Source organism: Clostridium sp. CTA-1, from assembly GCF_054768215.1.
The window spans coordinates 170858-195066 of record NZ_BAAAAP010000003.1 but is presented as its reverse complement, the minus strand read 5'-3'; the positions used below and the strand labels follow the sequence as shown (position 1 = coordinate 195066).

General features: G+C 26.9%; 15 protein-coding genes, 1 riboswitch and 1 other annotated feature. Of the genes, 5 read left to right on the top strand and 10 right to left on the bottom strand.

The features are described from left to right. Window positions 1–113: 113 nt before the first annotated feature. The 3 genes from ACYUEW_RS03710 to ACYUEW_RS03700 form a co-directional block, all read right to left on the bottom strand. A complete protein-coding gene (locus ACYUEW_RS03710; protein ID WP_003483212.1) occupies window positions 114–521 on the bottom strand; it encodes a hypothetical protein in 408 nt (135 codons plus the stop codon). Between the two features lie 136 nt (window positions 522–657). Then, window positions 658–1815 (bottom strand): AlbA family DNA-binding domain-containing protein, encoded by a 1158-nt coding sequence (locus ACYUEW_RS03705; protein WP_460276244.1) that lies wholly within the window; start codon window positions 1813–1815, stop codon window positions 658–660. 137 nt (window positions 1816–1952) lie between these two features. Then, window positions 1953–2516 carry an ECF transporter S component gene (locus tag ACYUEW_RS03700; RefSeq protein ID WP_460276243.1) on the bottom strand — a complete coding sequence of 188 codons (564 nt, stop codon included), beginning with the start codon at window positions 2514–2516 and terminating at the stop codon, window positions 1953–1955. A 168-nt stretch (window positions 2517–2684) separates the two neighbouring features. On the opposite strand from ACYUEW_RS03700, the gene ACYUEW_RS03695 reads away from it, so the two are divergent. Next, window positions 2685–2840 carry a hypothetical protein gene (locus ACYUEW_RS03695; RefSeq protein ID WP_163243976.1) on the top strand — a complete coding sequence of 52 codons (156 nt, stop codon included), beginning with the start codon at window positions 2685–2687 and terminating at the stop codon, window positions 2838–2840. 188 nt (window positions 2841–3028) lie between these two features. Further along, a complete protein-coding gene (locus ACYUEW_RS03690; protein WP_460276242.1) occupies window positions 3029–4021 on the top strand; it encodes a phosphatase PAP2 family protein in 993 nt (330 codons plus the stop codon). Between the two features lie 99 nt (window positions 4022–4120). Here ACYUEW_RS03690 and ACYUEW_RS03685 read toward each other — a convergent pair whose 3' ends face one another. Continuing rightward, window positions 4121–5710, bottom strand: a complete 1590-nt coding sequence (locus ACYUEW_RS03685) for a peptide chain release factor 3 (RefSeq protein ID WP_003483206.1) — start codon at window positions 5708–5710, stop codon at window positions 4121–4123. A 506-nt stretch (window positions 5711–6216) separates the two neighbouring features. On the opposite strand from ACYUEW_RS03685, the gene yidA reads away from it, so the two are divergent. Next, window positions 6217–7023: a sugar-phosphatase gene (gene yidA, locus ACYUEW_RS03680; protein WP_043032556.1), complete on the top strand. Its 807-nt coding sequence runs from the start codon at window positions 6217–6219 to the stop codon at window positions 7021–7023. A gap of 79 nt (window positions 7024–7102) precedes the next feature. Here yidA and trpS read toward each other — a convergent pair whose 3' ends face one another. Next, window positions 7103–8101 carry a tryptophan--tRNA ligase gene (gene trpS, locus ACYUEW_RS03675; protein ID WP_003483204.1) on the bottom strand — a complete coding sequence of 333 codons (999 nt, stop codon included), beginning with the start codon at window positions 8099–8101 and terminating at the stop codon, window positions 7103–7105. A 57-nt stretch (window positions 8102–8158) separates the two neighbouring features. Continuing rightward, window positions 8159–8386, bottom strand: a binding site (T-box leader). Window positions 8387–8709: 323 nt separating this feature from the next. Further along, complete coding sequence (locus tag ACYUEW_RS03670; protein ID WP_003483203.1) at window positions 8710–9084, bottom strand: desulfoferrodoxin; 375 nt, start codon at window positions 9082–9084, stop codon at window positions 8710–8712. Window positions 9085–9267: 183 nt separating this feature from the next. Here ACYUEW_RS03670 and ACYUEW_RS03665 point away from each other — a divergent pair, with 183 nt between their 5' ends. Continuing rightward, window positions 9268–9462, top strand: a complete 195-nt coding sequence (locus ACYUEW_RS03665; RefSeq protein WP_003483201.1) for a hypothetical protein — start codon at window positions 9268–9270, stop codon at window positions 9460–9462. A gap of 319 nt (window positions 9463–9781) precedes the next feature. Here ACYUEW_RS03665 and ACYUEW_RS03660 read toward each other — a convergent pair whose 3' ends face one another. The 4 genes from ACYUEW_RS03660 to ACYUEW_RS03645 form a co-directional block, all read right to left on the bottom strand. Continuing rightward, window positions 9782–18412 (bottom strand): GH36-type glycosyl hydrolase domain-containing protein, encoded by an 8631-nt coding sequence (locus tag ACYUEW_RS03660; RefSeq protein WP_460276241.1) that lies wholly within the window; start codon window positions 18410–18412, stop codon window positions 9782–9784. Window positions 18413–18669: 257 nt separating this feature from the next. Then, on the bottom strand, window positions 18670–19956 hold the full coding sequence (lysA, locus tag ACYUEW_RS03655; RefSeq protein ID WP_265203252.1) for a diaminopimelate decarboxylase: 1287 nt from the start codon (window positions 19954–19956) through the stop codon (window positions 18670–18672). A gap of 15 nt (window positions 19957–19971) precedes the next feature. After that, on the bottom strand, window positions 19972–21174 hold the full coding sequence (locus ACYUEW_RS03650; protein WP_003483194.1) for an aspartate kinase: 1203 nt from the start codon (window positions 21172–21174) through the stop codon (window positions 19972–19974). A 161-nt stretch (window positions 21175–21335) separates the two neighbouring features. Beyond that, a riboswitch (Lysine riboswitch) is annotated at window positions 21336–21504 on the bottom strand. A 64-nt stretch (window positions 21505–21568) separates the two neighbouring features. Continuing rightward, the gene (locus ACYUEW_RS03645; protein WP_460276240.1) at window positions 21569–22876 is read right to left on the bottom strand and encodes a M18 family aminopeptidase; all 1308 of its coding nucleotides are present in this window, start codon (window positions 22874–22876) and stop codon (window positions 21569–21571) included. Between the two features lie 150 nt (window positions 22877–23026). Between ACYUEW_RS03645 and ACYUEW_RS03640 the strand changes: the two genes are divergently transcribed. Beyond that, on the top strand, window positions 23027–24205 hold the full coding sequence (locus ACYUEW_RS03640) for a cation diffusion facilitator family transporter (protein WP_460276239.1): 1179 nt from the start codon (window positions 23027–23029) through the stop codon (window positions 24203–24205). The last annotated feature ends 4 nt before the right edge of the window (window positions 24206–24209 follow it).

The following is a 24209-nucleotide window of genomic DNA, read 5'->3' as shown; positions in this document are numbered from 1 at the left end:
TTTTTCCAATATTAAAGCTATTGAAAATTCCCTTATCAATAGCTTTAATATTTACTATATAAAATTATTCTTTATCTATATAAACTAAAAATTGTTTTCAACTTTAATAATCTTTATGCTACATACTTTTTTATAATCTCAGGTATATCCTTCTCTTCATTTATACTTATATAAAAATTCACATTATATTGTTCCCCAATATCTTCCAAGGAATAAAATAATTGTGCGGCATTACATACACTCTTAGTTACAATATCAAACAGCCCATCAATATATACGCTTTCAATATCATAATCTTTTGATAAAATGCCGCACAAAAATCCATAAAAGCTCTCGCAACTATTAATTTTAAACTCTGAACTATCAATCAACCTTATTTCACTATTAAGCTGAAACATAGCACTATTATCCTCATCGATGTAAACAATATTACCCTCTCTAAACTTAACCTCCTCATTAGCCATATTAATCATAGCCTTTGTTTTTCCTGATCCTCTTTGATCACAAAAAACTTGAATCATCTTTACCACCCCTTTTATAATATTTAGGTGAACTCCTCAATTTAAATTATATAGTAATTAAAAATGTTTTTCAATAATATTGGGAATATTTTAAAAATAAAAAATAATCTAAAATATTACATTTTACAATATTTTTTTATCTATTTTTCTTGTAGAATTTATTTATTCCAGGAAACATAACTTTAAAACAGTTTTCTTTAAAAGAATTTATAAAAATAACCTTTCCCTTTCCCCTAAAGGCTTTTTTCATTCTCCTAAATCCATTACCGGATTTAATGAATCTATTTTTATCATCTAATGATATTAACTTTTCATATATCCACATATTTCTTTTTAGTGTATTAAAAGGACTCATATTATTATCTCTTAAAAGACAACCAGGACTTATTATACTAATAGTTTTATAATCTATTAAAACTTCTATTTCTTCATAAAATATAGAATAATCCCTATATAACACCGCATTGTTTATAGCCTCACATACAGCATCTATAGGATATGATTTTGGTAAAATATTTACCAATATATCTCTAGACTTATCTATAATATATATTAAATCTCCTTGAATTATATTAACTTTATCAAATTTTTTATTTATATTATTGATTATTTTTATTCTATTATGAGGTAAAAACATATTATTTTTTTTACAAAATATGAGTAATCCCCCTAAAGAACCTATAAATTCACCTTTTTCTTTATCATAATTTATTATAGATGCCTTTTCCATCATGCTTACCCTATTGTCTTCATTAACCAACACACCTATAGCATTAAAATATTTATCTACTAAAGATATATCCATATCCCTTTCATCACTTTTGACTATAGAACATAATTCAATATTTAAACTTAAATTATCCTGAAGAGATGATATAATCTCCTCTTTTCTCATAGTATCTGTAGTTGATCCTCTTCTTATATAAAAAACTCCATTTTCTCTTGTTTGATAAGGTTTTTGATCACTATCATATATATTAATAATAGCTAACTTTTTCCCATAGTATTGCAGTGTATCTAAAGATACTGGTACAGGGGGATCTATTCTTGAACTTATAATCTGTTGAATCTGTTCCTCTTTAAAATCCATATTATCTATACCAACTATATTTTTAGTTTTATCCTCTATCCCTATAATAATATATCCTCTACCACCCTTAGAATTAGCAATGGCAGAAACATCCTTTGCTAATTCTTTTTTCCCACTTTCTGTATTAATATCTATCATCTGTTTAAAATCTAATTTTAATCCTTCATTTTTTCTAATTAAACTAGCTAATTTTTTTTCATCCATAACATTACTCCTAAAATACTTATAGCTGATAATATATTATATACATTAAAACCTGTTTATATATTATATTTTAATGTATTTAATTTAATATTTAAAGAGTACAATGAACAAAATAAGGAAAGTGCGTCCCACTTTCCTTATTTTATACTTTTCATTAGATTTGATTTTTTTAATGCTTTTCCTAGTGGCAATGCTATTACAATTCCAACTACTGCTTGTGCTATATTTGATGGTATATCTTTTAAAGCTATTAATAAGGCTTGATTTAAAGCTGCACTTTCAAACATTATAAATCTTGCTATTATAGCTCCTGCTAAATAGTAAGCAACTATCATCCACATCCCTGCTAATATAAATCCTAATAATTTTATAGATAAAGTTTCTTGTTTTTCTTTATTTTTGTATATTATTGTTCCAGCTATAAATGCCATTAAACCCTTTATTACTATTGTGAAAGGTGCCCAAATTAAGTATCCACTTATTATATCCGCCATTCCCATTCCTATAGCTGATGATAAAACTCCCTTTTTTCTTCCTAAAAGTACTACTGATAAAAGTACCATACTATCGCCTAGGTGAGTGTATCCAGCATAGGTTGGAACTTTTATAGTAAAAGTAACAACACATATTATTGCTGCCATAATAGCTACTTGTACTATATCTAATATATTAGTATTATACATAATTTTTTTGTGCTCCATTATAATCCCTCTCTTTAAAATATACTTTATATACAGTATATAAAGTATTTATATTTTTTTAAAATGTATGGACACACTATTTAAATAAATTTTATTATTATAGGAAAAGCTATGTTTATAAATAAATTAAAACATATTATAAGTATAATTGCTAAAGGAGATGACTTCATGAATTTCTTAAAATGGATAGCATCTATTATTCTTATGTTTTCTCTAATATCCTTTGTATTTAAACTAGGGAGTATTTTCATAAATTCTCTTCTATTGCTTGCAACAACAATTTTTATAATTGATATCTTTACGGAAAGGGAAAAAATAAAATAATTATATATATTGCAGTTGTTACTAATCAACTGCAATTTTTAATATGGATATATAAAGTATTTATTAATTTAAACTTAAATAAATATTTTTGTATATACATTTTTTTGTACATATTATATAATTTATTAATGAAAGATTAATTTTTTTAATTTTTTTTAAATTTTATTAATAATGAAAGGAGAATATCATTGGCTAATAATAAAAAAATATCTTTCTTTATGAATAAATGTAAATTAAATTCTGTTTTACATTTTTTGGACAAGTATTATTCAATAATTATAGGTATTATAGTTTTATTTTTCTTTATAAGATCTATAAATATACCTAATTTATCTCAAGATTATAAGTTTTATTTACTTTTACTAGCCATTGCTACTCTTACAGCATATAAGGAAATTAGAAGAGATGTAAAAATATTACCTTTTTTAATACTGGCAGTCCCTTTTTTACTCTTTATAATGTATATAAATAAACACGGGTATGGATTTTGGGGAAAAATGTTAAGTTGGCAAATAAGTAGAGATATCGTGGTGGATCTTAATCCATCCTTTAAAAATATACCTTTTAACGATGCTGGTTTTGCACGAATTTTCCAAACGGAAACTCTTACTTGGTTTTTCAGATTGGTTTACAATAATGGTTTTGTTGTACCTGCTTTAATTCCTATGTATAGAGCAGCTTTGTCTAAAGATTTCAGAAAAATGATGCGATATGCTTTATCTGCCCATGTACTTCAAGTTTTCTTAATAACCCCATTTTATCTAATGTTCCATCTACAAGAAGTTTGGTATGTAAATGGACATCCTGATGGTTTAGCTAGAAACTTAAGTCCTGAAGCTGCTGCTGGAGTTACTTTGAATTGTTTTCCATCCATGCATACATCTATAGCTTTTGCTATGTTTTTAGTTGTATTACATGAAAAAGACAAAATATTTAAATATATATGGTCATTTTTCTGTTTATCTGTAGTCTACTCCACAATGTATCTAGAAATACATTGGATTATAGATGTATTTGGAGGAATGATATTAGCTTTTGTAACTGTAAAACTAGTAGACTTTATATTGGCTAAGGGAAAGATTTTATTAAAGGATAAACTAAATAGGTTTTATTATAAAAAACCTAAGGAAACTGTATGCTTAGATAATGTATTAGTAGGAAACTCTACGTCACTATATTAATATAAAATAAAAAAGAAATGATACTTAAATTATATTTTTAAGTATCATTTCTCTTTTATTATTTAAAAAATATTAACTTCAATATTTAACTATTTAAATTTAATTTTTGCCTATATCTGAAAGCACTAGTCCCTCATTATGCTCCAAAGCCCAGCTTATAGCCCAATCACTTTGGAATAATAATAAATCTCTATCTTTTAAATCTTTTACTATCTTTGTATCACTAGTTATACTTAATTTTTCTGCTTCTTTTTCTGTTTCCTCAATCCATCTTACATATTTATAAGGTACTCTTTCTAATTTTATATCTACATTATATTCATTTTTCATTCTATATTCTAAAACTTCAAACTGAAGAACCCCTACTACTCCAACTACTATTTCTTCTATTCCTATATGAAGTTCTTTAAATACTTGTATTGCTCCTTCTTGAGATATTTGAGTTATACCTTTTATAAATTGTTTTCTTTTCATAGTATCTATAGTTCTAACTCTAGCAAAATACTCTGGAGCAAAAGTAGGTATACCTTCAAATCTAAATTTATCTTGAGCAGAACACAATGTATCTCCTATTCTAAATATACCTGGATCAAACACGCCAATTATATCTCCTGCATAAGCTTCATCAACTATTTCCCTATCTTGAGCTAAGAACTGTTGTGGTTGAGCAAGCTTAACCTTGTTTTCGCCTTGATAATGGTAAACTTCCATGCCCTTCTTAAACTTACCAGAACATATTCTCATAAAAGCTATTCTATCCCTATGAGCTGGATTCATATTAGCCTGAATTTTAAATACAAAGGCAGAAAATTTATCACTAAATACATCTATTTCTCCAATATCTGATTCTCTTGATAATGGTGGTGGTGTTAAATTTAAGAACTCTTCTAAAAATGGTTCTACCCCAAAGTTAGTTAAAGCGCTCCCAAAAAATACTGGTGTAAGTTCACCAACTCTTACTTTTTCTAAATCAAAATCATCTCCTGCAATATCTAAAAGTTCTATATCTTCTTTTAATTTTTCATGTAAATCTTCACCTATTAAATCTTTAAATACATCATCATCTATGTCCCCGGATAAAGATTCTACTGCTGTTTGACCATGGTTTCCGCCATTAAAGGCTTGAATTATCTTTTTATTTCTGTCATAAACTCCCTTAAAGCCTTTACCTGATCCTATAGGCCAGTTTATTGGATAAGATTTTATACCTAATACATTTTCTATATCCTCCATAAGTTCAAAGGGATCTTTACTTTCTCTATCCATTTTATTTACAAAGGTAAATATAGGGATTCCTCTTAAACTACATACATGGAATAATTTTTTTGTTTGCTCCTCTACACCTTTGGCAGCATCTATAACCATTACCGCACTATCCGCCGCCATTAAAGTTCTATATGTATCTTCACTAAAATCTTGATGTCCTGGAGTATCTAATATGTTTATACAATATCCCTCATAATTAAATTGCATTACAGATGAAGTTACTGATATTCCTCTTTGTTTTTCTATTTCCATCCAGTCTGAAGTGGCATGTCTTGATGCCTTTCTAGCTTTTACAGAACCTGCTAGTCTTATAGCTCCTCCGTATAATAATAGCTTTTCTGTTAAAGTAGTTTTACCAGCATCTGGATGTGATATTATAGCAAAAGTTCTTCTTGTTTCTATTTTTTCTCTTAAATCAGCCATTAAATCACTCTCCTTTTTTCCAATAAATATTTATTCTCTAGCTAATTAACATTAAAACTCCATCTACAAAATAATATAGGAATAATTTTTGTAAAGATTGCTTAAAATACTTTTTACATGAAGCCTAATATAAATCAACTTTGAGTTTAATATTATAAAAAATTCTATAAGCATTATGAAATAAAATAGAGGATGTCTAATGAGCTACATCCTCTCCTATTAGATCAAAATTATATATGTATAGTATTTGTATAAATTATGTACATAATACTTCAATAAAACAAGTTAAATTATATCATTTACACAATTTATTTTCAATAAAAATACATTGGCATAATCTCCTAATCCATTTAAATCAACTATTAATTGAAATATAAACACAAATAAAATTTCTAAAAAATTTGTAAATATTAAAATGTAAACAATATCACCAATGCCTATAAAGTTGATTTTAATTACAAAATGATATAATATTTTTATATTATAACTAATATGGAGGTCATAATATGTATAAATTAATAGCATTAGACATGGACGGAACTCTTCTTAATGATAAGAAAACTATCTCTAGAGAAAATAAAGAAGCTATAAAAGCTGCTATATCCAACGGATCTAAAGTAGTTTTAGCTACAGGAAGGCCTCTTAAAGGTATTGAAAAGTATTTAAAAGAATTAAATTTAATTAACAATGGTGATTATGCTATTGCTTTTAACGGTGCTTTAGTTCAGGAAACAAAAACAGGTAAAGTTTTATATGAAAATAATATGACTAAAGAAGATTTAAAAATATTATATAAATTAAGCAAAGAATTAGATGTAGATATTCATTTCTTAACTATTGGTGAATGCTATACACCTAAATTTAATGTATATAGCCAAATAGAAACTACTCTTAATAATATACCTTTAAATATAATAGATTTTGATAATATACCTGAGGATTTAAAAATAATAAAAATAATGTTTGTGGGTAGTGAAGAAAAAATAACTGAAATAATTAAACTAGTACCAAAGGAACTTCAAGAAAAGTATAATGTGGTAAGAACTGCATCTATTTATTTAGAATTTTTAAATAAGGATACAAGTAAAGGCTACGGTATAGAAAAATTATGTAATATTTTAAACATAGATAAAAAAGAAGTAATATGTGCTGGTGATGCAGAAAATGACATACATATGATAGAATATGCTGGTCTAGGAGTAGCTATGGAAAACGCTTATCCCCAAGTAAAAAAAGTAGCTAACTATATTACTAAAAATAATGAAGATCATGGTGTTGCGCAAGTAATAAATAAATTTGTATTAAATAAATAATTAATAAAATTACAGATTATAATAAATAAAAAGTTTTCATTACACTTATGAAAACTTTTTATCTTTACAAAAATTTATCCTATCTAGGTATAAATCCTATCTTTTTTTGCATTTTTCTTAGCATTTTATAAGATACTTTATAAGCTTTTTCTGCTCCTTTTTTATATATAGATTCTAAGTATTCTTTATTAGTTAATAATTCATTTACTTTGTTTTGAATTGGTTCTAGTTCTGAAATTATAGCCTCTGCCACATCATTTTTAAATTGAGCATATCCTTTTCCTTCATATTTCTTTTCTATCTCTTCCATATTCATGCCAGTTATTGTACCTAGTATTGTCATTAAATTTTTAATTCCTGGCTGATCATCTGTATATTTAACTATTCCTAAACTATCTGTTACGCACCTATTAATTTTTCTTCTTATAGCATCTGGTGGATCCATAATTAATATATATGAATTTTCATTATCTGATGACTTAGACATTTTTTTAGTTGGATCTTGAAGATCCATTATTTTAGCTCCAGCTTCTGGTATATATGGATCTGGCATTTTAAAAGTTGGACTATATAAATTATTAAATCTTTGAGCTAAGTCTCTTGTTATTTCTAAATGTTGTTTTTGGTCTTTACCTACTGGTACCAAATCTGTATTATATAATAATATATCCGCAGCCATTAGAACTGGATAAGTTAATAACCCTGCACTTACAGATTCCCCATAGCGTTGAGATTTATCTTTATACTGAGTCATTCTAAACAATTCTCCTATATATGTGTTACAGTTTAAAAGCCACCCTGCTTCACAATGAGTAGGTACATGTGATTGTATAAATATAGTATTTTTATCAGGATCTATACCTGAAGCTATATATATTGCTAATACCTCTAAAGTTCTTCTTCTTAAATCTTTAGGTTCTTGTTTTACTGTTATAGCATGTAGATCCACTACACAATAATAACAATCATATTCATCTTGTAATTTAACCCAATTTTTCAATGCACCTAAATAATTACCTAAAGTTAAATTTCCGGAAGGCTGAATTCCACTAAATATAACCTTTTTATTATCTTCCATACTTCTACCTCCATTTATTTCATTAAAAAAATATATAAAAAAACCCTACAACAAAAGTTATAGGGCGAATTATCGCGGTACCACCTATATTCAAGAAATTTTAAATTTCTCCTCTACGAATATAAAATTCTGTCTTTATAACGTAAGACCTACGCCTAGAGCTACTTTTATTTCACTTAGGTTTTCCGGGGCCCATTCAGCTTAATCATAACTACTGTAATTCCACCCTATACAGCTCTCTTTAAGTTTGTTTTTAAACTTACTTTTTCCCTTCTTAAAATATTAATATGTAAATTTTTGTATTATTACTCATTAATGTTTAAAATACTAATTTGAAGCTATTCTACAATTATATTATACATTATTTAAGTACACTGTTGTCAACAATTGAATTAAAAACTATTTTTTATTATTCTAACCAAATATACTAAAGTTATTATTAAAATTATAAATAAAAATTTATTATTAATTTACAAAATATGCAAAACCCTATTTATCTATATTTAAATAGGGTTTTGTTTAATTATTAATAAAGAATATTTTTTAAACTAGAAAACTACATTTAAAATTTTTAATAAATTTCATACTCCATCTCAAATTATTATATTTTATTTTTTCCATAGTCCATGTATATTACAATATTCTCTAACCTTTGCTACTTCTTCATCTAATTTAAATTCTGCTTCTGGTTTTTCTCCTGGTTTTAAATATTTTTTATAAACTTTGTTTTCTGTAATAACTTCTATCCATTCTATATAGTGTTTTTCTTCCATTGGATGCTCTTTTTCTCCAACTTTTACCTTAACCCCATTCTCTGTTTTTTCAACTACTGGAACATGTTTTTCTAATGCTGCATCTGTTGTATTTTCTTCCAATAGCCTCATAGGCTTACCACAGCACACTAATTGTCCTGCTGAAGCATGAACAACCTGTACTATATTACCACATACTTCACATTTGTATACTTCGTTTAATTTTACCATAAAAATTCCCCCCTATTATTTAAATTTTTATATATTATATGATTTCTCTATTTATTATATTTTTCCTTTTAAAAAGAAAATATTTCATAAACATTTAATATCAGTTAATAATTCATTTACATAATTATTTTTATTATTAGTGGAATAATAAATTATATAATCATTTTAAAAGGAGTGATTTAAATGGATAAAAAACCTTATCTTCCCAAGGAAAGAGACTATTTAGAACAAAACCCTAAAATAATAAAAACTATGTCTCCTACTGGTAAAACTTATTCTAAATTACCTGACAATGTAAGAGATCCCATAGTATGCAATAATATAGCTTGGCCAGAATTTGATTATACTTCAAATGAATTAGGAGAAGATGACATATAAATATTAAAATTAATCTTTAATATAAAAAATCAAATTTTATAATAAAAATTACAAATAAAATCTTATTTAATAGAAACCCTATTTAGTTAAATAAAAATTGTAACTAAATAGGGTCTTCTTGTTAATCAAATATTTAATTTAAAAATCATTATGTTTTACATAACTTTTAAAATTTAAATTAATATATTTTTATCCGCTGACTACCCGCTCTAATACTCCCATCTTCTTCAAAGTGGGAGTAAAGAGCGGGTACGTACCTGAATAACGATTTCTAAGCTTCAGTGGGAGTAAAAACTCCCTCTGAAGCCAAGAACTCTGTTTATATTACAACCTTTATTTCATGAGTACCTTCTTCAAATATTGGTATAATATTTTCCTCTTTTAGTTCACCATCTACCCAAAGTTCTTTTTTATTTTCTCTAATAACTTTTATATTATATTTACAGTTTCCTCTATTGTAGACTATTTCATATTCACTCCAATCTTTAGGAATGCATGGATCTACATAAAAGCCATCTTTCCCCTTTAATTTTAACCCCAATATTCCTTCTATGCCTGTTCTATACATCCATGAAGCAGCTCCTGTATACCAGCTCCAACCACCTCTTCCTATATGAGGTTCTACATCATATATATCTGCAGTCATAACATAAGGTTCAACTTTGTAATTTTGGCAGTTAAAATAAGATTTTGTATGATTTATAGGATTTATCATATTAAATAAGCTCCATGCCTTATCCTCCATTTTTAATTTAGAAAAAGCTAATACTACCCATATTGCTGCATGAGTATATTGTCCTCCATTTTCTCTAACACCAGGTAAATAACCCTTAATATATCCTGGTTGTAGAGTTGACTTGTCAAAAGCTGGAGTTAAGAGAGCAATTATTCCTTTATCCTTTTTAATAAGATTTCTTTCAACAGCTGCCATTGCCTCTTTAACTCTATCTTCTTTACCTGCTCCTGATAACACTGACCAAGATTGTGATAAAGAATCTATGGTACATTCTTCATTTTCTATAGAACCTAAAGGAGTACCATTATCAAAGTAAGCCCTTCTGTACCAACTTCCATCCCAAGCATTTTTTTCTATATTTTCTTTTATAAATTGTAAATATTCTTTATATCGTTCCATATTTACAACATCTTTTTTATAATCACATATATTTATAAATGACTCTAATATAGTATACAAAAACCATCCAAGCCAAACGCTTTCTCCTTTTCCTTGGTTCCCTACTGTACTCATCCCGTCATTCCAGTCACCAGAACCCATTAAAGGTATATTATGTTCTCCAAATTTTAAAGCTCTGTTAATAGCTCTTATGCAATGTTCATATATTGTCCCTTTTTCACTAGATACATAAGCTACATTATATCTTTCATCTTCTCCTTCTTTTAATGGTGGTTCTTCCAAATAATTTGTACTTTCATCTAGAATACTATAATCTCCTGTGTTCTTTATATAATCTATAGTTACATAAGGAAGCCATAATAAATCATCTGAAAATCTAGTTCTTATACCACTTTCCACTACTGGATGCCACCAATGCTGAACATCTCCCTCTTTAAATTGTCTTGAAGAACTATATATTATTTGTTTTTTTGTTATCTCTGGCTTTATATAGCATACTGACATTACATCCTGAAGCTGATCTCTAAATCCATATGCACCTCCTGATTGATAAAAAGCTGTTCTAGCCCATAACCTACACACTATTACCTGATATAAAAGCCATCCATTTAACATTAAGTCCATACTTTTATCTGGAGTTTTTACTTTTATAGTTTCAGTAAGACTTTTCCAGTATTCCTTAGTATTATCTAGCTCTTTAAAGGCTACTATTTCATTGTCATACTTATTAATATTTTCTTTTACAGCCTCTATACTGTCTTCTGCTCCTAATATAGCTATCAATACTTTTTCTTCATTAGGTTCTAAGGTTATTTTTGAATTTTCAGCCATACAAGGATCTATACCTGCACCTACTTCATTACTTAGTTTTTCATAATTTAATGCTTTAGGATTTTCTATAGTACCTTCAATACCTAAAAATTCCTTTCTATTCCCTGTAAAGGATTCTTCTTCTCCTCCTACTATTTTTAAATAAGCGGTAGTTTCTCTAAAACTACTATTATAAGGATTTCTAGAATATATAAAATTTTCTTTATCTAAATAGGTACTTATATATGGTGAACTTAACTGTTTAGATACCCCTAAAACCGTTGAAGCATAATAGGTAACAGATATTTCTCTTTTTATATTAGTGTTGTTCTTAAGTTTTATTAGAGATATTTTGCAGTTATCTTCCATAGGACAATAACTTGTAATTTCTCCAATTATACCCTTTGTATAATGCTTAAAATTAGAATACCCAAATCCATGATTTATTATATACTGCCCTTCATCTCTTATAGGTTTAGGTGTAATACTCCATATTTCTCCTGTTTCCTCATCTCTTATATAAATGTGCTCACTTTCTCCATCTATTACTGGATCATTGCACCAATTAGTTAGCTTATTTTCTCGACTATTTTTATACCAGCTATAGGATGATCCACTCTCTGATACATGAAATCCAAAGTTACCATTAGACATTACATTTATCCATGGTAGGGGAGTATTATTATAATCCTTTAACACTATGGTATATTCATTATTTCCCATATCAAATCCACCTATATCATTAAAATACTCTAATTTAGGCACTTCAAATTTATATGATTTAGCAGTATATTGTATTTCTCTTTTTTGTAACAAATCTAATTCCTTATTTTTATTATTACCTGTATCTATTTGTTCTGCTAAAGAACCTTTATTAGAGTCTATATACAACCTACACATAGCCTTCAATAAACTTAAAGCTTCTTCCTTCATAGTAGATTTATTAAATAGAAATATCCCTGATGATTTATTTATATTATTCATTAATCCTAGAGTATTTATTAAATTTAATATAGAATCTTCTATTGGTTGTATATAAGAACTTTCTTTAGTATTAACTATTATTAAGTCTACATTTATATTTTTCATTTTCCAATATCTATAAGCAATTAACAATTGTCTTACCATATCTATTCCACTTTCTTTATCTAAAGTAGCTAAAACTATAGGATAATCTCCTGATATTCCATAGGCCCAAAGATCTGATTGACCTGATTTTATATATTTTATATAATTTTCTCTTTCCCTCATATTTCTATTTATAAATAATATATTAGATACAATATACTGATACATATTAGCTGCGGTGGATCTTATACCTAAATGTTTCATTTCTAAATTACTGTGACTCCAAGATAAGTTAAAGGCATTTTTTACATTATCTATATTTCTATATTTCTCTGCTATTTTTATTCCTTCTTCTTTAGAATTACAAAAAGCAGTTGTATAAGCTACTATGCAGTTTTCTTTAGCCTTTAATCTTACTCTAGTTCTTATGCTTATAATAGGATCTAGCACCGGTCCTATAGAACTTTTAAGGTTAGCTTCATTATCCATAGCCTGTGGATTAGATAAGTTTCTTCCTCTTCCTATGAAATCTATTCTACTTGTTTCATATTGAAATCCACCAATTTGTTCCCCTTCCACAGCTACAGTTTGAATTAACCAAGGAGATATATCCTTTTCACTTCTTTTTCTCCTATTGGCTAAAACACAAAAAGGTTCTTCCTTCAATTCTGTTTTTACAAATAAATTGCTAAAGCTAGGATGAACTAAATCTGCATTATAATTTGATAATGTAGCCTCACAATAACTAGTTACTTCTATCATTCTGTCATTGCTACTATTATTTTTTAAATTTATGCTTCTTATTTCTGCATCATCTTCTTGAGAAACCGTAACATGAGTTTCAGTTATTATATTGCCATCCACTCTTGAAAAAATAATTTTATCACTAGAAAACTGAGCTTTATAATACTCACCTTCAAATTTACAAGGTTCATAAGTAGCACTCCAATAATTATTAGCATTTATATTTTTTATATAAAAAAACAATCCTTTAGAATCAGAAGTTAAGTCCTCTCTCCATCTATAAATAGTAGTATCATCTTTTTTACTATATCCTCCACCCCTATTAGAAATCATTAAAGAATAACTTCCATTAGATAATAACCCTACTCTAGGTATATCAGTTTTAGCTGTGTTATAGATTCTACTATATTGATTGATATTATTAAGCTTCAATTCTGTGTTATATTTCTTTATACTTCTATTGTATATGATTCTATTACTTTTTCTTTCTTGCAATAATAGTTCTGTAGCTTTAACTTCTGGTTTATTATGAAATCTATTTTGGAGTATATTATTATTAAGAATATTATTTAAAGCCATAAGGCTCATTCCCTGATGATGTACCATAAAAGATTTAATTATAGCTTTACTCTTTCCTTTCGGTATTCTATTTTTAGTATAATCTACAGCCTCATAAAATCCGTATCTATCTAATAATTTAGAATTTATTAGTGTATTTATATTCTCAATACCACTACTTATATCTTTTTGCAAAGCTAATATAGTTGAATAAGGCGATATAACTAAATCCTTAGACAATCCTCTTTTTATTCCTATGCCAGGCACTCCAAAAGCCATATATTGATAGTTTTTATCTCCATCAAAATGATAAAATGCAGATTCGGATATTCCCCAAGGTATCCTTTTATTTTTAGCGTACAATTGCTGTCCTTTTATTACTGATTTATATGTTTGGTCTAATAAAGTACCTTCATAATTCTTCATTATTAATAAAGGCATAAAATACTCAAACATAGTTCCACTCCAAGAAGCTAACCCTTTTAATTTTTTTCCCATATAAGTTATACCTCTACCTAATGTTATCCAGTTATCTTGTGGGATGTCGCCCTTTGCTATAGCAACAAAACTTGCTTGCCTAGCTTCTGAAGCTAGTAAATCATAATAAGAATTTGCCATCTCTCCTGAATCTACATTGTATCCTATAGTAAATAAATTTCTATCCTTATTGTATAGAACTTTAAAGTCTGTATTTTTAGCTAATTCATCTAATTTTAAATTTAATCCATATATACCCTGTATTAAATTTTTAATATTATCACTACTAGTATTTAAATTATTTATAAAATTTAAAATCCATTCTCTTTCATAATTGTCCTTTGTTTTTATTTGTTCTAAATTTTTAGTAATATAATTTATTTTATCTGGCATTTTTTTTATAGGTATCTTTGTAACAAAGTCTCTAATCTCTTCTATTACATCTTTACATAATCCTATATTTTCTATTATTTGATCCTTCCAAGGAATTAATTTTTTAAATTCCTGAAGAGATTCATTTAAAAAATCGTATAACTTTTTATTCCAATAGAAATTATTTATATCTATATTAAAATTATCTAGTTCCTTTTGCTTGTTCAATATTTTTATAAATATGTTGTTTATAAAAACAATATCCGGTTCCATTTCTTTTAAAATAAATATTATATTAAAATAAAAGTTATCTATATCCTCTTCTTTTTTTAATTCTTCATTAGCTAATTCTAGTATACTTAATAACCCATCAATATTTTTTTTGCTTAATAAAGGTTTATTTATAATATCCTTTAAAGATTCTTCTGTAAGCCATAAATATCCTACTAAATTTCCACTATCTACTGCAGATATATATCTAGGATTTAGTGGTTTACCATTTTTTATATCATACCAATTATAAAAATGGCCCTCATATTTATCTAAATTATTCATACTAGATACTATATTTTCCAGTCTATTTATAAGATTTTCTAATGTTATAAATCCTAAATCATAGGCTACAATATTTGAAGTTATTCCCATTCCCATATTGGTAGGTGATGTTCTATAGGCTATTCCTTTATATGGTTCTTTCTGATAGTTATCTGGTGCTAACCATTTAGTATCTTCATAAACAAAATCCTCAAAATAAGCCCAAGTTCTTCTAGCTATATTAAGTAATAGCTTTTTATCATCTTTATTTATATATAATCTATTTTTCTTATCCTTACTTACATAGAAAGCTATATAAGGACTAATAAACCAAATTATACAAGCAGGCACAAGCAATATAGCTAATTCATTAGATCTTATTATAGATAGATAAAGTATAAGAAGAGCTATTAAGCTTCCTACCCACATACTTTTTACATATCCTTTTAAATCCTTTTGGGACATTTTCTCTGCTTCTTCTGCAGTTTGCCATTCTAATAAATTTTTTTTGCTTATAAGAAGTCTATATAAAGTTCTTGTTATAGCATCTAACATTAAATATGCTTTGTGAGGTATAAAAGTAAATATTAAGAAGAATTGTTTTAGTACGTTTTTCACACTATATATCCTACCAGATAAACCTATACCTTTACTTGGGAAAATAATGACCTCTGAAACATTAAACAATATAGGTGCAATAATAGAAAGAAAAGCTACTGTAATCATTTCGTTAGTTCCATAATAACTAATTAATGAAAATAATATAAGTCTAATTATAGCTGGTTCTAAAAGACTTCTCCTTAGGTTATCTATTATTTTCCATTTTGACAATCTATTTATTGCTGTTCTTTTAAATATCCAAGGTATAAGCTGCCAATCACCTCTAACCCATCTATGTAGTCTTTTACAACTTGAATTGTAATAGGCTGGATATCCATCTACTAATTCTATATCTGTAACTAAAGCTGTTCTAACATAAGATCCCTCTAATAAATCGTGGCTTAAAACAGAATTTTCTTTTATTTCTCCATTAAGCATAGTATTAAAAGTATCCACATGATATATCCCTTTTCCTGTAAATATACCTTCTTTAAATACATCTTGATAAATATCAGATACAGCCGTAGTATAAGTATCTAATCCTACCTGTCCGGAAAAAATTTTTGAAAATAAAGTTTTATTAGCATCTTCTACACCTATACTAATTCTAGGCTGCATAAGCCCGTATCCATGAATCACTGATTTTTTCACATTATTTATTATAGGTCTATTAAGTGGATGCTCCATAGCGCCTATTAGACTTTTAGCCACATCTCTTGGAAGTTTTGTATCTGCATCTAGTGTTATTACATATTTAACTTTTTTTAAAATATTTATATCTCCACTTATAGTATTATAGCTAGTATTTTTTTCTCCACGTATAAGCTTATTAAATTCTTCTAACTTCCCTCTCTTTCTTTCCCATCCCATCCATATTTTTTCTTTTTCATTATATTGCCTATATCTATTTAAAAAGAAAAATATTTCTTCTCCTGCTTTGGAATGCTTATTGTTTAACTCCTTTACTCTCTTTAACATTTCTTTTATTATTTCTTCATCATTTTCTTCTTTTTCACTTTTGCTATCTTTAAAATCTCCTAAAATAGCAAAATAAAGATTCTTTTCTTTATTAGCTAAATAATATACTTCCATATCCTTTACTAATTCTTGAGCTCTTTTTTTACTTCCTATTAATGTAGGTATTACAACAACTGTTGAATTTTCCTTAGCTATACCATTTGTAAATTGTAATTTAGGTATAAAATCTGGCTTAGTTAAATTATTCAAACTCCAATTTAGTATGGATATTATGATTTCACTGCTAGGTATTAAAAGTACTCTGATTTGTAACAACATTATATATACATTATTGTATTCTATGGATTTAATGATAAAAAATTCGAATATAAATGTAAAAACTATTATGCTAGTTATATAAGATCTAACTTTATTTTTAATTAAAAAATCTTTTATTTTATCCTTTCCTTCATTTTTTACACCTAATACTTTTTTGAGTAATCTAACCCCTTTTTCTTCAACTATATAATATCCTACATGTTTTTTATAATTATCTTCCTCAGTTTTAACTTCAAATTGTTGTGCACATTCTATACTTTTTTTTGCTATATAACTTTCTGGAAGTTTTAATTTTCTTGAAAGTCTCTCTATTTTACTTCTATAAAAGTCTTTGGATGGAAAATCCATATCATTATAAACTTTTGAAGGGTCTTCTTTTAATATTTCTTCGATAACACTAACATTTTGAAATATATTTTTCCAATTAATAGCTTCTATATCTCTTAATCCATTTATACAATTACCCATAATTATTTGTTGTTTAGATTGCTTTCTATATCCTAAATTTATTATGTTATCTATGTTTTTTTCTTTTATCTCTAATTGTTCTTGTATAAATAGATTTAATTTTTCTTCTTTTATTCCATTATCATTTATTATATTTATAAATGTTTCCATAAAATAAGGACTAATATTTATCCCTTTATCCTTTAATTCATCAATAGTTTTTTCTAAATCTCCATCATTATAATTTTTAATTATTTTATCTGCTAATTCTTCCCCCCTTTTTCTTTCTCTTTGTATATATGTTATTTCTTCTGTTATTATAGATATCTTTTGTATTAAAGCTATTCTCAACATTATAGGCAAAGCCCATACTTCTGAGCTAGTCAATATATTATTTTTCTGATATCCATTCATAAATTTTATTATAAAATCTTTATCCATATTTCCATGAAAATTGTGTATTATGGCTAAAGCTAAATGATATACCCTAGGGTAACATTTCATTATGCCTTTATTTATAACAGGTAATTTTACATAATGAGAAGATGGCATATTTTTTTTTATATCTTTATATTCTTTTTCTATAAGATATATATTGTCTAATAACCACTCTCCAGCAGGTACAGTCATATTTATATCTTCATCTAAAGATACTATGTATTTGTAATTATTCATTATTCTCTCATAACTTTTATCTAAACTTTCCAAAACCAATTTTCTACATTTTCTATTAGATACTATACTATGAAATTCTGAGATATCTTCTGCAAATTGTTCTAGATCCTGTTTATCTTCACTAAAAAATATATTATTTATATCATCTATTAAACTTTCTTTACTATCACTATTCTTATATATTAAATATGTTAAAATAATTAAACTCACACAAATTGGTATAAACACTGTCATAAGAATTCATCCTTTCCTTATCAAGAGTATGCCTAATTTAGTATTTCCAATTAATATAAAAATATTACATTTAAAAACTAACCTATAAACAAACATTAATTACATTTCCTTCAGTTACCACTACTTTAAATTAATATAAAATTAATTAAATAAAAAAAATCTTATTAAGTTAATTTAGATTTAACTCAATAAGATTTTTTATTTATCATTACTAAAAAACATTTATTTTAATAACTATATTATTTTTGATAAATATTTTACACTTCATTTTGTATTAAATTTTCATAGCTTTGTCTTCTACATACTAATTTTACTTTATCATTATTAACAAAAACCACAGATGGTAATAAAGCTTTATTATAATTACTTGCCATAGAATATCCATAAGCTCCTGTATTTAATATTGCAAACAAATCATTAGTTTCTACTATTGGTAATTTTACATTATTTATAAGTACATCTCCTGATTCACAACATTTCCCTACTATTTTTACTTCTTCTAATAAATTATCTAAGGCTTTGTTACATACTACACATTCATATTCTGATTTATATAATGCAGGCCTTATATTATCCGTCATCCCTCCATTTACAGCTACATACTTAGCTACATTAGGAATTTCTTTAATAGAACCTACAGAATATAGTGTAACTCCTGAATTACCTACTATAGACCTACCTGGCTCTATTATTAAAACAGGTTCTCTAACCCCTATCTCTTTTGAATAATTTTTCACTTTATCTAATATAATTTTACAAAACTCTTCTATTTCTTTAGGCTTATCTCCATCCTTATAATATATTCCGAAGCCCCCACCTAAATCCAGCTCCTCTATATCTATATTTAGTTCTTTATTAGTTCTTTTTATTAACTTAAGCATTATTTCTATTTCTTCTTCATAAGGTTTTGTTTCAAATATTTGAGAGCCTATATGACAATGGAACCCAACAAATTGTATATTTTCTAGTTCATACGCTTTTTTTACTGCTTTGATAGCACCATTATCTATTAATGTAAATCCAAATTTAGAATCTATTTGTCCAGTTTTAATATATTCATGGGTATGTGCTTCAATACCTGGAATTATTCTTAAAATTACTCTTTGCTTTATATTTTTATTTTTACAGGCATTATCTATTATATCTAATTCCTGAAAATTATCTGCTACAAAGGTTCCAACACCTAAATTTATGGCCATCTCTATTTCTTCTATAGTTTTATTGTTGCCATGAAAATACACCTTTTCCATAGGGAATCCACTTTTATAAGCAGTAAATATTTCTCCTCCTGATACTACATCTAAATAAAGCCCTTCTTCTTTTATTAGATTACACATAGCCTTAGTAAGAAAGGCTTTTCCCGCATAAGCTACTTTGTTTTTTTCTTTATTAAAGGAAGTTACATATCTTCTACAATTATCTCTTATAAGAGTTTCATCCATTACATATAAAGGTGTTCCAAATTCCGTAGCTAATCCTAAAGTGTTTATTTCACCTATATATAAATTATTGTTCTTTATATTCATACTTCCAAAAAGTTTCATACTCCCACATCCTATTTATAAATTAAATTCTTTTGCTACTAAATTTATAGCATTTATTTTATCTTCTACATTTATTGCGCAAGTAATCCTTATTTCTGAGGTTGTTATCATTTTTATTTTTATATTATTATCACTAAAAATTTTTAACATTTTAGCTGCAACACCGGATGTATTTTTCATTCCTATTCCTACTATAGAAAATTTGGTTAAATTTTCGTCAATTTTTATTTTATCCTTTGGTGCATACCCTTTTATTATTTTCATTCCATCCTGTAAATCTTCTTTTGGTATAGTAAAAGATAAACTTATTCTACTATTTATAGGTGCTGTTTGACTTATCATATCTACATTTATTTGCTTTTCTGCCAATTTCGTAAATATATCCGCTACTATGTTTATGTTCTCATTTATATCTTCCATTGTTATTGCAACATCATCATCACTAGTTGCTAATCCTGTTACTGATTTTATTTCCATATTCATATTATTCATCCCCCTAATAACTGTTCCCTTGATATTGCCATTGCTTAATCCTACATAAATAGGTATATTATATTTTTCAGCTAATTCTATAGATCTTGAATGCATAACCTGTGCACCTAGGCTAGATAATTCTAACATTTCTTCATAGTCTATATAATCTAATTTTTTAGCTTTATTATATACTCGCGGATCTACGCTATATATTCCATCCACATCTGTGTATATTTCACACATGGCATTATTTAGCTTTGCTGCTATTGCTACTGCTGAAGTATCAGACCCACCTCTACCTAAAGTTGTTATATTACCATCACAATTTATTCCTTGAAATCCTGCGACAACAACAACCTTTCCTTCCTTTAGGCTTTTATCTATCTTTTTTTCATCTATATCATTTATTAAAGATTTTCCATGTTGTCCATTGGTGCTTATATTTATTTGATAAGCAGTATAACTTATAGCATCTTCCCCTAGTTCCTTAATTGCCATAGATAAAAGTGATGATGACACCATTTCCCCTGTAGAGATTAATGCATCTAATTCTCTTTTATCTGGTACATTGCTTATATCTTTAGCTAAATTTATAAGATTATCTGTAGTGTGTCCCATAGCAGAAACAACAACTACTATATCATTTCCTTCTTTTTTTCTTTTTACGATAGATTTGGCTACGTTTTTTATCTTTTCTACCGTTGCTACAGATGTACCTCCATATTTTTGAACAATTGTTGCCATATAAATACCCCCTACTTGTAAATAAAATATTTTAAATATTTCTTTAAAATTTAATAAATACTCTAACTTATGTATTTCACAAAAATAAAAAATAATGCAACAAAGGAACACCTTTGCTGCATTATTTCAATAATACAAATAAATAATATGCAACTTCCGTGTACCTATGCAGCTCTCCACTTTTTCAAGTGACAGCCTTACACATATTATGTGCAAAGCCAGGAAAAACTTTTACCAAACCTTTTCCTTCGGCCATAATTCCTTTTTTTATTCCTCAAAGTCTGCCGACTAAGAATAAATACTATTAATTACAGCACCTCTCCATAAGTAGCTTTCATTTAATTAAATTTTCATTAGTTTAACATGAATTATGAAATAAATCAATACTTTTTATTTAAATATTAAAAAATTCTAGAAAAGACCTTATAGCATAAACTTGATCCTTTACTCCTCCTAACTCTCTAATAGAATGCATAGCAAGTAATGCCGTTCCTATATCTACTGATTGTATATTTATATGAGTTCCAGATATAGGCCCTATAGTAGATCCCCCTCTTTCATCAGATCTATTTACAAATTTCTGTACTGGTACTTTAGCCCTGTGGCATATTTCTTCATATACAGAAGAAGAATAGGCATCTGAAGTATAACTCTGACTAGCGCTAATTTTTATAACGGGGCCATTATTCATAATAACTTTATTAGTAGGATCTGATTTTTCACTTACATTAGGATGTATAGCATGGGCTGAATCACAAGATATCATAAATGATTTTGAAAGGGTTCTAAAGTACTCTTCTCTATTTTTGTTTAAACATAATGTTATCCTTTCTAATGTTTGAGATAAGAATGGTGAATCCGCACCTTGTTTTGTTGCACTTCCTACCTCTTCATTATCAAAACATACCATAATTTTTGTAGATTTATTATTAGTGGAAGAAAGTAAAGCCTTTAACGATGCATGAACCATGGATAAATCATCTAATTTACCTGTAGATATAAATTCACTCTTATCTCCAATTAAACATCCCTTCTCAAATTCATATAAGAATAATTCAAAATCTAATATCTCATCTATATTAGCATCTAATTCTTTGCATATTATATTAACCAAGTAATTTTCTTTTTCTAATTTATCCTGAACCATTGAGATTATAGGCAGCATATCCTTCTGTTTATTGAGTTCTATACCTTTATTTATATTTCTATTCATATGAATAGCTAAATTAGGAATTATAAGTATAGGTCTTTTTATATTTACAAGTTCCATTTTAGGTTTTAATGGATTTTCCCCTTTTAAAACTACTCTTCCTGCCAAAGATAAAGGTCTATCCATCCAAGTGTTTAGTATAGGTCCTCCATATACTTCCGTATTAAGTTTAATATAATTACCCTCGGCAAAAATTTCTGGAGCAGGCTTTACTTTAAAAGTTGGAGAATCTGTATGGGAAGCCACTATTCTAAAACCTGAATTCTCTATTTCATCCTCTCCAATAAAAAATGCTACTATTGCAGAATCATTCTTAGTGGTAAAATATTTACCACCTTTTTCCAATTTCCAAGCTTCACTTTCTTTAATCTCTATAAAACCTTCCTTTGTTAATACGTTTTTTAAATTATGTACCACATGATATGGAGATGGACTATCATATATAAAATCTATTAGTTCATTAGATACCTTAGATAGCTTTATTTTATCCATATAAAACACCTACTTTTCATAATATTTTATAAATTTATTATATCAGAGTATATTAATATATTATATGCTATAAAATATTTTAATATAGAAAATTTTACTAAAAAAATATGTTATAATACATTTTATATTGAATTGAAAGTAGGTGCTATTATGTTATCTAAACTTTTAGTGATTAAATTTGTAAAAGACTATAAAAATACTAATCATAAAGAAGTTAGAGATTCTTATGGATATTTAGCTAGTATAGTTGGTATTCTAACAAATATATTTTTATTTATAATTAAAATTTCTGTGGGATTAATATCTCATAGTATTGCAGTTACAGCAGACGCTTTTAACAATTTATCTGATGCTGCATCATCTATAATAACATTCTTAGGCTTTAAATTAGCCTCTAAACCTGCAGATAAAGAACATCCCTTTGGCCATGGTAGAATTGAATACATATCTGGATTAATTGTATCTTTTATGGTACTTTTAGTTGGATTTGAATTTATAAAATCTTCTTTTGATAGAATAAGAAATCCTTCTATAGTAAAATTTCAATGGATACCATTTTTATTAATATTATTTTCTATTATTATAAAATTATGGTTAAGTAATTTTAATAAATATATAGGTAATACTATTAACTCTGGTGCACTTAAAGCCTCTTCTTTAGATGCATTAAGTGATGTTATAACATCTTCCTCTGTTGCCTTATCTTTATTGTTAGCTAAGTGGATTTCCTTTCCTATAGATGGATACTTCGGAATATTGGTTTCTTTATTTATAATATATTCTGGTATTTCACTTATAAAAGAAACTTTAGATCCATTATTAGGTGAAGCTCCAGATAAAGAACTAGTATCTGAAATAATAGAAAGAGTTATGAGTTATGAGTTAATAATGGGCGTGCATGATTTGATAGTACACAATTACGGTCCTGGGAGATGTATGGCTTCTATCCATGCAGAAGTTCCTTCAAATGAATCTATTGTTAAAATTCATGAAGTTATAGATAAAGCTGAAAATGAAATATCTAAAAAATTAGATCTTCTTCTAGTTATTCATATGGATCCTATTAATGTAGATAATAAAGAAGTAGCTTATACTCGTAAAGAGGTAGTTAAAATTTTAGAAGAATTTCCTATAATAAAATCTATGCATGATTTTAGAATGGTTGGCGAAGATGAATATAAAAATCTAATATTTGATATAGTAATAGATCATTCTTTTAAGCTTACTCCTGAATTGGAAAATCAGCTTGAAAAAGATATAGATAACTGTATAAAAAAGTTACATCCTAAATATAATACAGTTATAACCATAGATAAAGATTTTTATTAACTTA

Coding starts and splice junctions, on each gene's coding strand:
- ACYUEW_RS03705 (WP_460276244.1), bottom strand. CDS start 1,815: ATGGATGAAAAAAAATTAGCTAGTTTAATTAGAAAAAATGAAGGATTA.
- ACYUEW_RS03700 (WP_460276243.1), bottom strand. CDS start 2,516: ATGGAGCACAAAAAAATTATGTATAATACTAATATATTAGATATAGTA.
- ACYUEW_RS03670 (WP_003483203.1), bottom strand. CDS start 9,084: ATGGTAAAATTAAACGAAGTATACAAATGTGAAGTATGTGGTAATATA.
- ACYUEW_RS03640 (WP_460276239.1), top strand. CDS start 23,027: ATGTTATCTAAACTTTTAGTGATTAAATTTGTAAAAGACTATAAAAAT.
- trpS (WP_003483204.1), bottom strand. CDS start 8,101: ATGGAAGATAATAAAAAGGTTATATTTAGTGGAATTCAGCCTTCCGGA.
- ACYUEW_RS03650 (WP_003483194.1), bottom strand. CDS start 21,174: ATGGCAACAATTGTTCAAAAATATGGAGGTACATCTGTAGCAACGGTA.
- ACYUEW_RS03685 (WP_003483206.1), bottom strand. CDS start 5,710: ATGGCTGATTTAAGAGAAAAAATAGAAACAAGAAGAACTTTTGCTATA.
- yidA (WP_043032556.1), top strand. CDS start 6,217: ATGTATAAATTAATAGCATTAGACATGGACGGAACTCTTCTTAATGAT.
- ACYUEW_RS03710 (WP_003483212.1), bottom strand. CDS start 521: ATGATTCAAGTTTTTTGTGATCAAAGAGGATCAGGAAAAACAAAGGCT.
- ACYUEW_RS03645 (WP_460276240.1), bottom strand. CDS start 22,876: ATGGATAAAATAAAGCTATCTAAGGTATCTAATGAACTAATAGATTTT.
- ACYUEW_RS03665 (WP_003483201.1), top strand. CDS start 9,268: ATGGATAAAAAACCTTATCTTCCCAAGGAAAGAGACTATTTAGAACAA.
- ACYUEW_RS03695 (WP_163243976.1), top strand. CDS start 2,685: ATGAATTTCTTAAAATGGATAGCATCTATTATTCTTATGTTTTCTCTA.
- lysA (WP_265203252.1), bottom strand. CDS start 19,956: ATGAAACTTTTTGGAAGTATGAATATAAAGAACAATAATTTATATATA.
- ACYUEW_RS03660 (WP_460276241.1), bottom strand. CDS start 18,412: ATGACAGTGTTTATACCAATTTGTGTGAGTTTAATTATTTTAACATAT.